The organism is Skermanella aerolata KACC 11604 (genome assembly GCF_000936425.1).
GTDB classification, from domain to species: domain Bacteria; phylum Pseudomonadota; class Alphaproteobacteria; order Azospirillales; family Azospirillaceae; genus Skermanella; species Skermanella aerolata.
In genome coordinates this window covers 552546-565573 of record NZ_AVFK01000001.1, presented here as the reverse complement: position 1 = coordinate 565573, position 13028 = coordinate 552546, and the positions used below count along the sequence as shown (strand labels likewise).

9 protein-coding genes are annotated in these 13028 nt (G+C 63.2%); all 9 read right to left on the bottom strand.

The window, feature by feature from the left end; genetic code table 11:
- Positions 1–47: 47 nt before the first annotated feature.
- A complete protein-coding gene (locus N826_RS39610) occupies positions 48–3827 on the bottom strand; it encodes a response regulator (RefSeq protein ID WP_052830772.1) in 3780 nt (1259 codons plus the stop codon).
- A complete protein-coding gene (locus N826_RS02525; protein ID WP_044425700.1) occupies positions 3824–4948 on the bottom strand; it encodes an FIST signal transduction protein in 1125 nt (374 codons plus the stop codon). The genes N826_RS39610 and N826_RS02525 overlap by 4 nt, the downstream gene beginning before the upstream one ends.
- Before the next feature lie 132 nt (positions 4949–5080).
- Positions 5081–7339: a mechanosensitive ion channel domain-containing protein gene (locus N826_RS02520; RefSeq protein WP_244619379.1), complete on the bottom strand. Its 2259-nt coding sequence runs from the start codon at positions 7337–7339 to the stop codon at positions 5081–5083.
- A gap of 209 nt (positions 7340–7548) precedes the next feature.
- A complete protein-coding gene (locus tag N826_RS02515) occupies positions 7549–8376 on the bottom strand; it encodes a substrate-binding periplasmic protein (RefSeq protein WP_147040001.1) in 828 nt (275 codons plus the stop codon).
- Positions 8377–8472: 96 nt separating this feature from the next.
- A complete protein-coding gene (locus N826_RS02510) occupies positions 8473–9018 on the bottom strand; it encodes a 3'-5' exonuclease family protein (protein ID WP_044425698.1) in 546 nt (181 codons plus the stop codon).
- Between the two features lie 2 nt (positions 9019–9020).
- On the bottom strand, positions 9021–10442 hold the full coding sequence (locus N826_RS02505; protein WP_244619380.1) for a putative nucleotidyltransferase substrate binding domain-containing protein: 1422 nt from the start codon (positions 10440–10442) through the stop codon (positions 9021–9023).
- A 1-nt stretch (position 10443) separates the two neighbouring features.
- Complete coding sequence (locus tag N826_RS45170; RefSeq protein ID WP_244619381.1) at positions 10444–10827, bottom strand: Crp/Fnr family transcriptional regulator; 384 nt, start codon at positions 10825–10827, stop codon at positions 10444–10446.
- Between the two features lie 128 nt (positions 10828–10955).
- Complete coding sequence (locus tag N826_RS02500) at positions 10956–12665, bottom strand: cation acetate symporter (RefSeq protein ID WP_044425697.1); 1710 nt, start codon at positions 12663–12665, stop codon at positions 10956–10958.
- Positions 12665–12967 (bottom strand): DUF485 domain-containing protein, encoded by a 303-nt coding sequence (locus N826_RS02495; RefSeq protein WP_044425696.1) that lies wholly within the window; start codon positions 12965–12967, stop codon positions 12665–12667. The genes N826_RS02500 and N826_RS02495 overlap by 1 nt, the downstream gene beginning before the upstream one ends.
- Between the last annotated feature and the right edge of the window lie 61 nt (positions 12968–13028).

Below are 13028 nucleotides of genomic sequence, written 5' to 3'. Positions count from 1 at the left end.
GCTGTCCGGATCCTTCTGCCGGACGGGCAGCAGGAGGGATGGGCCGCTCAGGCGGTCACCTGATCGGCCGTCGCGGCGCGCAGCGGGGCGACGGCCGCGGCGGTGGCCGTGGCAACCGGCATGGCCAGGGATCGGGCGGCAGCCAAGTCATCGTGATGGCACGCCTCCAGCAAAGCTTGGCAAACGGCCTGCACGGTCACGGCTCCGACATTGCTGGATGAGCCTTTGAGGGTATGGGCTTCCTTGCCGGCCCTGACCAGATCGCCGGCGGCGAGTGCCGCACAGATGGCCGTGACAGACTGCCCGCTGGCCTCGATGAAGAGTTCCACAAGCTCGGCAACGGTATCCCAGCCCATCGCGTCGGCGAGATCGGCCAGCCGCTCGATCTCCACGTGTCCTGCGCCGTCATCGGCCATAATGGCGGCCTTATTGGGAGCCTTATCGGTGGCCTGGGACGTCCAATGCTCGAGTTTCTCATTGACCTGCTTGCGGTTGATCGGCTTCGTCACGAAGTCGATCATGCCGCAGTCGCGCCACTCGTCCCCCTGAAGAAGGTCGGCATCCGCCGTCATGGCGATGACCGGCGTGGCGCCTGACGGAGTGGGCAGCGCCCGGATCGCGCGGGTGGCGGCGAATCCGTCCATCTCCGGCATCTGGATATCCATCAGGATCGCATCGTAGGGACGGCGTTTCGCCGCTTTGACCGCTTCGGTGCCGTTGACGGCGGTATCGATGTCTCGCCCTTCCTCCTTCAGCAGTCCGGCGAGTATCCGGCGGCTGATCGGATCGTCCTCGACGACCAGGATCGCGCGCCTGAGGTCCTGCCTCTGCTCCGAGTCAGGGACATGGTCAGGCTCCGGCATCGGCTCGGGTAGAGCCTCCACTACCGGTGCGGGCGCCAGTTCGGCACCGCCGCTGCGCCGGGCCGACCAGTAACCGATGGCATTGGCGAGCTTGCGGCGGTCGACCGGCTTGGCGATGTAATCGTCCATGCCGGCAGCTAGGCACTTCTGCGGATCGCCTTCCATCGCATTGGCGGTCATGGCGATGATCGGGACATCGGCACGGCCGCCGTTCAGGCGCCGGATCGCCGCGGTCGCCTCGAACCCGTCCATCTCCGGCATCTGGACGTCCATGAGGATGAGATCGTAGGGGAGATTGCAGATCGCCTCCACCGCTTCGCGTCCGTTGGCCGCGATGTCGACGCGATGGCCAAGCTTGGTGATCAGGCCCGTTGCAACCTGTTGGTTGACTTGATTGTCCTCCGCCACAAGGATACGCAACCGGCGGGCGGGCATCGCCGGCTCCGCCGGTGCACTGGTGACGGCGCCCGCATCCTCGACCGCACCGCCGAGCATTTCCGCCAGCCGGGTCAGCAGAGTCGTGTGACGCAGCGGCTTGTGAAGGAAGCCGTCGACCTCCACGCCGATCAGTTCGTCCTTCAGGCTGCCTACGCCCGACGACGAGCAGAGCAGGATCTTGAGACCGCGCAGCCGAGGGTCGGCGCGCAGGATCGCCAGCAGGTCGATACCGGACATCTCCGGCATGTTGTGGTCGAGCAGTACGGCGTCGATGGACTGCCCCGACTTGGCGGCCTGGCGCAGGATCATCAGGCCTTCGGCTGCGGAAACGGCAGTCCTGGTCTGAACGCCCCACGGCGTCAGTTGCCGCACCATGATGTCGCGGTTGACCGCCGTGTCGTCGACGATCAGCACCTGACGGCCCGCCAGTACGGACCAGTCCGCCTGCTTGGCCGCCGGCATTCGGTCGGTCCGGGCCAGCGGCAGTTCGAACCAGAAGGTAGACCCCCGGCCGACCGTGCTCTCCACCCCTATGTCGCCGCCCATCAGATCGACCAGCCGCTTGGAGATGACGAGCCCAAGGCCGGTACCGCCGTAGCGGCGGGACGTCGTGCTGTCCACCTGGGAGAAATGCCGGAACAGACGTCCCATCGCTTCCGGGGGTATGCCGATGCCTGTGTCGTCCACGACGAAGCGGATGCTCTTGAGCCCGTCCGGCCCGTCGAGGTCGATCACCTGAAGCGAAACCACGCCGTGTTCGGTGAACTTGACGGCGTTGCCGACCAGATTGAGCAGGATCTGCCGAAGCCGTCCGGGGTCGCCCAGCACCAATCTGTGCAGGGAGGGAGGTACGAAGGAGACGATCTCTATCCCCTTGGAAAGCGCTCGCGGGGCCAGCAATTCGACCACCGCTTCCGCCTCGTCCAGGATCGAGGACTCGGTTTCCTCCAGTTCCAGGCGCCCGGCCTCGATCTTGGAGAAATCCAGGATGTCGTTGATGATGGCGAGCAGCGCTTCGCCGCTCTCCCGGATCGTTTCGGCATAGTAGCGCTGGTCGGACGTAAGACCCGTATCCAGGAGCAGGCCGGTCATGCCGATGACGCCGTTCATCGGCGTTCTGATCTCGTGGCTCATCGCGGCCAGGAATTCCGACTTGGCATGGTCGGCGGCCTCCGCCTTGTCCTTCGCGTCGAGAAGTTCGCGGGCGATGCGGCGGCGGTCCGTCACGTTCACGTAGATGCCGACAGTCCCGCTGTCGAGGGTGCGGCGCTCCGTGCTCTCGATCTCCATGCCGTTCGCCATGTAGTGAAGGAACGGAGTGCCGTCGGCGCGTAGATGGGCTTCGACACGATCGGCCAGCCATTCGGCCGTATGGGCATGCTCCAGGTAATGGCTGCGCTCGACCAGGGCGTCGAGCGCCTCGTCGAAGGAAAGGCCGGGCTGAAGAAGATCGGCGATCGGGGCGAACATGTGCCGGTACGGTTCGTTGCACAAGACGAGCCTGTCGTCGGCGTCGAATAGCACCAGACCTTCGGAAATACTGGCGATGACAGCCGCGAGCTTGGCTTCCGCAAGGTTCATCCGCTGCTCGGCGGCCACGGATGCGGTCAGGTCGGTCGCGGTGCCGCGGTAGCCGGTGAAGACGCCCTGGTCGCTACACAGCGGCGTCCCGCTGATGCTGATCGTGCGGACGGTAGCCTGGACGTCCTCGAAACGGCAGGTAAGCCCGCGGAACGGCCTGTGTGCGTCGAGGTCGCCGAGCCGCTCGGTGTCGGCATCGGGACCGACGAGATCACGCAGGGTCCGGCCGACGGCAAGTTCTGCGGCAGCGCCCAGCACCGCTTCGAAATTGCCGAGGAAGCGAGTGAAGCGCAGCCGGTCGTCCATCTCCCAGAACCAGTCGGACGCGGAGGCGGCAAAATCACGAAAGCTCTTCTCGCTGTCGCGGATCTCGCGCTCCGCCTCTTTTCTCAGGGTGATGTCGCGGATGACGCCGATGAACTTGCGCCCTTCCTCCAGCGTGATCTCCGCGATCGCCAGTTCTATCGGAAAGATCTCGCCCGACCGCCGGCAGGCGACGACCTCGCGCTGGCGGCCGATGATCTTCGCTTCGCCCGAACTCCGGTATCCGCGCATATAAGCGTCGTGGGGCTTGGCGTCGGCAGGGGCCATCAGTATGGCAAGGCTCTGGCCGCGCAGTTCCTGCTCGGTGTAGCCGAACATCACTTCGATCGCGCGGTTGACGCCTTCAATGGTGCCGCGTTCGTCCGATGTGACGATACCTTCGCCGACATTGTCGAGAATGGTCCGGGCGACCGCCGCCCCTTCCTCCCGGACGCGACGGTTGACGGCGCTCAACTCCTCTTCCATCAGGCGCATGCTGCGTTCGACACGCTCACGCTCCTGATCGGCTTCCCGATAGGCTTGGTCGATCATGTCGAGCAAGGCGGCGACCTCAGGCTGGCCGTCGGGACGTCCGCGCGCCGCCCGCTTTAGTTGCCGCTCGAGCAGCCGATGCAGGCTCATTTTTCGCCGATGGTCGTGATCGTCATGGTCTGATTGTGCAACTCGCAAGCACCCGTCCGCGCCTGCGGCGAAATTTCGCCATAAGAGTAGAAACCGATGGTGCGCGCATCGGCGCCGAGGACGTCCAGTACGCTTTCCACCTCCTCCGCCACGCGCTGGCCCAGGACGAGCTTGCGTCCGATGCAGGAAACCAGAATGGCGAGGTGCGTGCCCTCGGCCACGGCCGCCTGATCGGCGGCCTCTCCCGCACCGTCGATCAGCTTGTCGAAAGTCGCGCGCATCAATTGGGCGGAGCTGCCTTCCGGGACGTCGCCCGCGAAGACCATGGTGCTGCTGGCGTCGTCGGTGCCGACGACGGTACGGACGACCTCGCCGCCATCCGGCCGCGTCAGGCGGAGCGGAAACAGCAGAGCCGTTCCGGGCAGGCCTTCCGCCTGATCGCCGAGATAGCGCTTATACAGATCCAGCGCCGGTTCGTTGTCGAGCTGATGGAGGACGTTGTCGACCGCACGGGTAATCCGTCGCTCCGGCCCGAAGGGCTGCCAGCCGCCGTAGCTGCCGTGGCCTATGGTCACCGCATCGCCGTAGAACCCGATCGCCGCCACGCGGCCGGGCTGCGGCAGGTCGTTGGCACCGACATAGGTGATCCGAAAATCGGCGCCATCGCCGGCCAGACCGCCGGTGATCTTGATATCGGTGCCCAAGTTGTCCTGAAGCCCGCGAATCAAGTCGCTGCCGTTGATGCCGGTGCCGTCGGACAGGACGAAGAGGCCACGCAGGCCCTCCTTCGGGAACTCGGCACCGAGGCGCCGTCCGACATCGCGCGATGAATCTCCGTCGATCTCGACCTTGGCGACGCGGATAGGAGTCCGTTCGAAGCTCACCGCCGAGGCTACGATGCTGTCGTCGAACACCTCGTCGCCGATGATCTCACCACCGGTCGAGCAGCCGATCATATGAGCCTGGGGAAACTTCTGGCCGAGCTCCTCCAGCCGGACGGGAAGCTCCTGCACGCCGGGGCCGAAGAAGTAGAGGACGACGTCGGCCGGCACCGTTTCGTCGGAGGATGCGACGGTGTCCCATCCCTGTCCCGGAGTCCAGGTAAGCTGATTGATGAGCATCTACTGCAACTCCGGAGTTTGGTTGCCCTCGCATGGGCGGTAGTCGCCCGACCGAAGTTGAAATATTTACCCGCATTCGACCGAATTATCTACATCTCCTTTCATAAGACCTATCCAAATGGACACAAGAGATCATCTCGTCCTCGACAACTGCAACGCTCCTGCTTCAGGCGTCGCCATCGGCTGCCCAGCGGATGCGTCGGGACGGAACTCGACGATACGGTGCGGCAACGGAATACTGATACCCATCTCGTCGAACCGGAGCTTCATCCGCCGATTGAATTCGCGCCCGACGTTCCATTGCTGGATGGGCCGTGTCTTGATCCGCGCCTTGACGATGAAAGCATTGTCGCGGAAAGCGTCCACCCCCATGATCTCGATCGGCTCCAGGATCACCCGCCCGAACTGCGGCGTCGCCTGGAGTTCCGCTCCCAGATCCTTGATCGCTCCGATCACGCGGTCGGGGTCTTCGCCGTAGCTGATCGCGATGTCGAACACGTAGTAGGAGAAGTCCTTGGTCATGTTCAGGACCGAGTTGACCTGGCTGAATGGGATCGAATGGACCCCGCCTGCCTGATCGCGCAGTTTGATCGTACGGATCGTGATCGCTTCGACGAGGCCGCTGTGACCGCCGCCGACATCGACCACGTCGCCGACCGAAATGGTGTCCTCGAACAGGATGAACAGGCCGGTAATGACGTCCTTCACCAGCGTTTGCGACCCGAAGCCGATCGCGAGACCGATGACACCGGCGCCCGCCAGCAACGGCGCTATGTTGACGCCGATCTCCGACAGGGTGACGAGGCTGACCACGGTGATGAGCAGAACCATGACGGCATTCCGCAGCAGCGGCAGCAGCGTTCGGACGCGGGCGCTCCGCTCGATCCGGGTGCCGTAGCGGTCGTTGCCGGACAGGTAATGCTCGATCAGGTTGGTGACGACTTCCCAGGTGATGACGGCCAGCAGCAGTACGACGCTGATCGATATGGCGCTGGAACTGATGCGTTGGCCGAGTGGCGATTCGAGCCACGCAAAGCTGTCCACGCCCCAGGCTGCGAGCAGCGCCAGCAGGGCGAAGAACCAGATGATGGCCTTCAATACCCGCTGGAGAATGGGCAGATAGCGGTTGGCGCGTTCTTCCAGATGGGGGAACTCGCGCTTTATGTCCGGCGAGATCGAGAAGCCCCGCCGGATCAGGGCATCGATCAGGTTCACGACGATCCGGGCCGCAATCAGGATCAGCAGCGACAGGCCGGTCGCCCTCAGCATGAACTCGAACCCGTCAGGAATGCTGAGAGCCCAGATACCGTAGATCACGACCAGATAAAGGATCGTCAAGATATGCCAGACATCCGCCAGCCGCCGCCGCGCCGCCCGCAAGGTGCCGCTGCGCGTTCCGGCGGCGATCTCCTCCGCCTCGACATGGCCGTTGGAACCGCCGGTCAATGGCCGTCCGCGCAGCCACTCCGCTACGTCCTTCCGGTTCTGGAGGATCAGGATGACCAGCATGCCGGTCGCAATGAGGCCGACGACCTTGAGCAGCGCCTCATGGGCGCCGCCGGGCAAGCCCAGCATATAGGCCGCTTCCGAGATGAAGAAGCCGTAGACGCAGGTATAGGCCAGCCGTCGGACCCAGATATATCCGTAATGCGCCGATTCGTCACCGATCGGGAGCATCCTGAGATTGCGCGCCACGGGAGCCAGGATGCCCCGGGTAACCGCCAGGACAAGCTGGATCAGGATGGTGGCGTTGATCACGATGAGAGCCACCAGCCGGATGACCAGGGGCGGGTCGGTAACCGATAGCATGCCATAGCCGGCTATGCCGAAGGCTGCGATCGGGACCACTTCCAGGACGGTACGGAGGATCGCCAAGGGAATACGCGCAAGTATCCGCTCGTTCCGGCGGCTTTCGATCGACAAACGCGCCCGCCTGAGCAGCCGGGATGCCATCGCGCTGGCCGCAAACCCGGCCCCTACGGCGAGGAGGAGCTGGGACATCAACTGCAACCAGCGATCCCGCCGTGTCTGGTCCGTCGCCTGCCCCTCGAGCCAATCGACCGTGTCGGGCAGGTCGGCGAAAACGCTGCCGAAGGCGACCATCTGGCGGGTGAGCCTGCCGACACGCTCGGACATGAATTCGAGCACGCGGGAACTGGGTGGCTCGACCGTCTCCGGTTCAGTCTGCTCCTGCGTATCGAGCAGCGTCCGCAGTTGAGCCGTAAGCCGCTCCCGTGCAGCCGGATCTTCCAAGGTGGCCAGCAGGGAGGCGATCCGGTCCCCTGGATCACCGCTTTCCGCAGTGGATTGAGTTGCCGGCTTCGCTGGGGCGGACGCTCCGGGCAGAACGCCCGACGGCATCTGGGCAGACGCCGGAAGAGTGCTGAGCATGAGGGCCAGCACGGGCAATATCAGAAAAAGGCCGCGCGCGGACCGGTCGAGTATTCGGTCGGTCATCATCCGTTCGTTTGATCCGGAGCTGTGGCAAATCACGAAGCTAGCCGGGGACGTGCTTCGGAGCTACCCGGCAAGATGTGAAATCATCGAGCCAAAAACCCGCCAATCACCGATTCGTTGCGACGGTGACAATATCGAACGGGTTAATCGGTGGTTGGAGACTGGTCCGGAGAGGTTCGGCCGGCCCCGTAGCGATCGAGGATGGCGTCGATGGTCCCGTCAAGGCGCAGGATCTCCAATGACCGGTTAAACCGGTTCGCCAGATCGATCGCGCCGGGCCGGGTGCGCGATATAGCCAGATAGAAGTCGGAGTACCCGATCGTAAACGACTGGAACTGCGCCATCGGGACACCGGTGTTCTGAGCGAGATGCACCGCGGCGTTGGAGAAGGTCACCAGGACCACCCGGCCGTCCGCCCTGACGACCAGAGACATGGCAGATTCGATGCCGGGAACCTCTTCGACCTCGACCCCGGCTTCGTGCAGATCGTCGATGACGGGATCGCCATGGATCGAGATGACCCTCAGTCGCCCTTGCCCTTCCATCAGGATCGTGGCCTGCCGCTCGGCGACCGCATTGAAGCTCGTCAGGGGCGGACCTGCGTAGCCGGAAGCGATGACGGCGCTGACGGGGGTCCTCAGCAAGCTGTTCGACAGGACGAAGCTGCCTGCGTGATCGCCGGGATCACCCGAAACGACCGTCGCCATCGCCCTGCCATTACGCACCGTATGCTCGGCTCGTGCAGCGGGCATATATGCATAATATGGCCGCTTGCCATCACGCCGATAAGCTTCGGTGATGATCTCCGACACGATCCCGGGCGGAGATCCCAACGTTCCGCCTTCGATCACGAAAGGAGGCATGGGCGCCAGCACCACATTGACGAGATCGAGCGCTCTCGCCTCGCCGAAGGCGAGGTTCAGGAACCCCATCAAGCTGACTAGGACGATCAGGCGAGCGATCATCGGCATCCTGAAATGACCGGTTAGTGGCTTAATCAAGCGGTAGATCAGCAGGGTCGTTGCACGGCACCCGTCAATACGAATTGTTTCGATCGAAGGGGCAGATCACGCGGGTTGCCTTAGCGTCAGATAAATCAATCCAGCGGAAACGGCATCGTCGAACGATCCGGAGGCGCCGCGATCGGGCAGATCTAGGTCCCGAAGGATCGAGTCGAAACGCAAGTCCGTGGCGGTCCGCCCCGGAATTACCCGACGCTGATCGTAGTACAGACTCGATACTTCGATCCGCTCATTGGGGATCTGCACGCCGATCACCGGGCGGATGATGCGATCCAGCAAACCGACGGCGAAGTTCAGATAGTAACCGGCCAGCGGCCGAGACCCGGCGAACCTGAGAAGGTCCAGGGCCGCCGCTTCCGCCGTCGCAGCCCCCTCCCCCACCTTCAGATGGAGCTTTTCGCTGGTCAGAAGACGATTGCCTTTGACCAGGATGCCGGTGAGTTCCAGGAGATCGGCCTGCGCCGGCTCGAAGGATGTGGCTCCGACCGCCAGAACGACGACTTCACCGCTGGAATCCTCATCGAACAGGAAACCGAATGCGGGATCGGTCAGATTGCGCCGATTGAAGCTTTTACGGAGATCCGACAGCATGTTCAAAACATCTTCAAGTGGAAATGATATGTAATGAATTCCTTGAACCGCTTGACGATAGAGAGCGAGTCCTTGAGCAGGTCGCGTTCCAGCCGGTTCAACTGGTCGGGCCGGATGAAGTTGTCCGTCTGGGTTCCGATCTCGCCGGCGGCAAGGCGAAGCTTCAAGCGCAGCGCCATCATTGCTAGCAGCGACTCCGACAATTCGGTCGCCATTGTCCGATCGAAGACACCCAGAGCCAGCAGCTTTTCGATCCGATCCAGGGTATTGCGCTCGGTCATGCGCTTCTCGAGTGCGAGACTGCGCACTCCGTGGACCAGCGGGAAGATACCACCCTTCTTGATGTCGAGCTGCTCTCCGCGCAGGTTGGAGAACATGCCGATGGGAGTTTCGAAGCTCAGCGTAGGACGAGCGAAATGGGAGAAGAAGACATCGTTGCTGGACAGGGTTTCGAGCAGGTAGTCGCGCGCCTTCTCCAGCAGTGTGGCGTCCCCGGCCACGGCAGCCGCATCGTAGAAGATCGCAAGGTTGAGCTGAGCCGCCTCGTCGGGATGATGGACCCAATTGTGAATCGCCTCCCGGTATCCGGCCAGCGGCCTTGTCCATTCCGGCGTGTTGACCATGATCTTGCCGGGACACTCGGGATATCCGAACTCGATCAGCGACCGTGAGAACTCGGCGGTGATCGCGTCGAGATTGGGACAGGCATAGCCATCGCGCAGGATCAGGCCGTTGTCCTGATCGGTCTTCAGGATCTGCTCGCCCCGGCCTTCGCTGCCCATGACGATCAGGCAGGAGTTCGCCAGCAGATCGGGGGGCGCCAGCATTTCGAACAGCTTTGCGAAGATCCGGCGGTTCAAGGCCGTCACCATCTCCGCGATCAGCTGAACCTTGACCCCATTGGCATGCAGAGCCTGGATCAGGGTCGGGATTTCGGCCGAAGCGGTCTTGAGATCGGCAAGATCGCTCGCGCGCTCGACACGGATCGCTACGACATGGGAGTTGTTGGACAGGAAGCCCAGCAGGTCGACCTGCTCCAGGATGCCGGCGATCCTGCCCTCCTCCGTCACCACGATGCGGCGGATGCCGTGCTTGGTCATCACGACCAGGGCATTGAACAGGAAATCGTCGATATCGAGCGAGATCAGCGAATAGCTGGTGAAGGGTCCGACCGGCGATGTGACCGGCGCGCCATCCAGGATAACGGCATCGCGCAGATCGCGATCGCTCAGGACACCGACGCGTTCGTCCGCCCCCTCGCCGTCGCGGACCAGCAGCGACGTCGAGCGCGTCGCCTTCATGGCGGCGACGGCCTCGCGGGCGGTACAGGACGCATCGACATAGGTCGCGGGATGAATGAAGGCCTGGCGGATGCGGGCCATCATGAAGGAGGTCATCTCCCCGTTGGCCTGACGGACAGCCATCTCACGCAGCCGCTCGATCAATTCCTGGTGGTACCACGCGCCGAAATAAGGGGTTGGCTCGGGTCAGGTCGAGGAACAGGGCAGCCGGCAGGAGCTGGCATACGGTGTCTTCGCGCACGACGAAGGAACTGGTGCACGGCGTGCCGAGAAGCGCCTTGGCGTCGAAGCTCTCGCCGGGTCCATAGGATGTCAGCACCTCGGCGCCTTCCACTTCATGGACCAGTCCCTTAAGGACGACATGAAGATGCTCGGCCGCGTCATCGCCGCGTAGGATCGTGGTTCCCTTAGGCCACGCCGCCAGATCGGATGCGGCACGGACCCGATCGCGCTCGGCATCGCTCAGGCGGTCGAAAGGAGGGCTTGTGAAACTCAAAGCTTCAGGCACGACTACGGACCTTCGCCGTTGATGGTCATGAAAAAGCGCCCCAAGGTTGGCATCCTCGGGGCGCTTTGGCGAGTACCGGTGTCACGGCGCAGGGCGCACCGTGACACTATAACTCAGCGAGCGTTTCCTCAGTGAGAGGAGGCGCCTTCAGCACCCAGACCGGTCTGGGAGCGGATGTACTGAGCTTCGTAGGCAGCTTCTTCGTCACGGGCGTTCTGGCTCTTGTCCAGGATGGAGAACAGCCAGGAACCGATGAACGCCAGCGGGACGGAGAAGATGGCGGGGTTGTCATAGGGGAACGGAGCCGAACCCTTGACGTTGCCCAGCACGCCTTCCCACACCGCCGGGCCGAGGACCACCAGCACGGTAGCGCTGATCAGGCCCATGAAGCCGCCGATCAGGGCGCCGTTGGTGGTCAGCTTGGACCAGAACATCGACAGGACGATGATCGGGAAGTTGGCGCTCGCCGCGATGGCGAAGGCCAGGCCGACCATGAAGGCGATGTTCTGCTGCTCGAAAGCGATGCCGAGCACGATCGCCAGGACGCCCAGGGCGACGGTCGCCATCTTGGAGACTCGGATTTCCTGCACTTCGTTGACCCGGCCACGGCGGAACACCGAGGCGTAGAGGTCATGGCTGACCGCAGAAGCGCCGGCCAGCGTCAGGCCCGACACGACGGCGAGGATGGTGGCGAAGGCGACGGCCGAGATGAAGCCCAGGAACAAGTCGCCGCCGACCGCCTTGGCCAAATGGATGGCGACCATGTTGGCGCCGCCCTGGACGCCGGTCAGCTTGTTGTAGGTACCGTCGGCCGCGACCTTGAAGTAGGACGGGTCGTTCATCAGCAGGACGATGGCGCCGAAGCCGATGATGAAGGTCAGGATGTAGAAATAGCCGATGAAGCCGGTGGCGTAGAAGACCGACTTGCGGGCTTCCTTGGCGTCGGCGACGGTGAAGAAGCGCATCAGGATGTGCGGCAGTCCGGCGGTGCCGAACATAAGCGCGATGCCGAGCGAAATCGCCGAGACCGGGTCCTTGACCAGGGTACCGGGCTGCATGATCGCGATGCCCTTGGGGTGGACGTCGACGGCGGCCTGGAACAGCGCCCCGAAGTTGAAGCCGTAGTGGACCAGCACCATGATCGCCATGAAGGAGGCGCCGGAGAGCAGCAGGACGGCCTTGATGATCTGGACCCAGGTCGTCGCGAGCATGCCGCCGAAGGTCACGTACATGATCATCAGGATGCCGACCATGACGACGGCGTAGGCGTAGTCGAGACCGAACAGCAGCTGGATCAGCTTGCCGGCGCCGACCATCTGGGCGATCAGGTAGAGCGCCACGACGACCAGCGAGCCGGAAGCGGCCAGCGTACGGATCGGAGTCTGCTGGAGCCGGTACGACGCCACGTCGGCGAAGGTGTACTTGCCGAGGTTGCGGAGCTGCTCGGCGATCAGGAACAGAATGACCGGCCAGCCGACCAGGAAGCCGATCGAGTAGATGACGCCGTCATAGCCGGAGCCGTAGACGAGGGCGGAAATACCGAGGAAGGACGCAGCGGACATATAGTCGCCGGCGATCGCCAGACCGTTCTGGAAGCCGGTGATGCCGCCGCCGGCGGAGTAGAAGTCCTTCGCCGTCTTGGTCTTGGAAGCGGCCCAGTAGGTAATGCCCAGGGTCCCCGCCACGAAAGCCAGGAACATGACGATGGCGGTCCAGTTGGTTTCGGCCTTCTGGACGGCACCGGTGATCGCGTCGGCAGCTAGGGCAGCGCCGGAGAAGGAAAGGACGGCAGCGGCAAGGCCCGAGGCCGCCGCGAGAGCTGCTGTAGCGCGCTTCATTATTTCGTTTCCTCGATGATCTGGCGGTTCAATTCGTCGAATTCGGAATTGGCGCGGCGCACGTAGATGCCGGTCAAAATGAAGGCCGAGACGATGATGAGAACGCCCAAGGGAATACCGAGGGTGATGACGCCGGAAACCGGAGTGCCGAGAAGCTTCGGCGCGAACGCCACCACGAGAATAAATCCGTAATAGATCACGAGCATCAGGATGGACAGCTTCCAGCCGTACGCAGTGCGCTTGGTGGTAAGCTCCACAAACTTTGGGTTGTTCCTGATCTTCTTTGTCAATTCAGCATGCATCCGGGGTCCCCTCGATTTGTCGGGACGACATTAAGAAATGAAGCCCTGCTTTTAGACCGCG

Coding starts and splice junctions, on each gene's coding strand:
- N826_RS02500 (WP_044425697.1), bottom strand. CDS start 12,665: ATGAAGCGCGCTACAGCAGCTCTCGCGGCGGCCTCGGGCCTTGCCGCT.
- N826_RS02520 (WP_244619379.1), bottom strand. CDS start 7,339: ATGCTCAGCACTCTTCCGGCGTCTGCCCAGATGCCGTCGGGCGTTCTG.
- N826_RS39610 (WP_052830772.1), bottom strand. CDS start 3,827: ATGAGCCTGCATCGGCTGCTCGAGCGGCAACTAAAGCGGGCGGCGCGC.
- N826_RS02510 (WP_044425698.1), bottom strand. CDS start 9,018: ATGCTGTCGGATCTCCGTAAAAGCTTCAATCGGCGCAATCTGACCGAT.
- N826_RS02525 (WP_044425700.1), bottom strand. CDS start 4,948: ATGCTCATCAATCAGCTTACCTGGACTCCGGGACAGGGATGGGACACC.
- N826_RS02515 (WP_147040001.1), bottom strand. CDS start 8,376: ATGCCGATGATCGCTCGCCTGATCGTCCTAGTCAGCTTGATGGGGTTC.
- N826_RS02505 (WP_244619380.1), bottom strand. CDS start 10,442: ATGGCTGTCCGTCAGGCCAACGGGGAGATGACCTCCTTCATGATGGCC.
- N826_RS02495 (WP_044425696.1), bottom strand. CDS start 12,967: ATGCATGCTGAATTGACAAAGAAGATCAGGAACAACCCAAAGTTTGTG.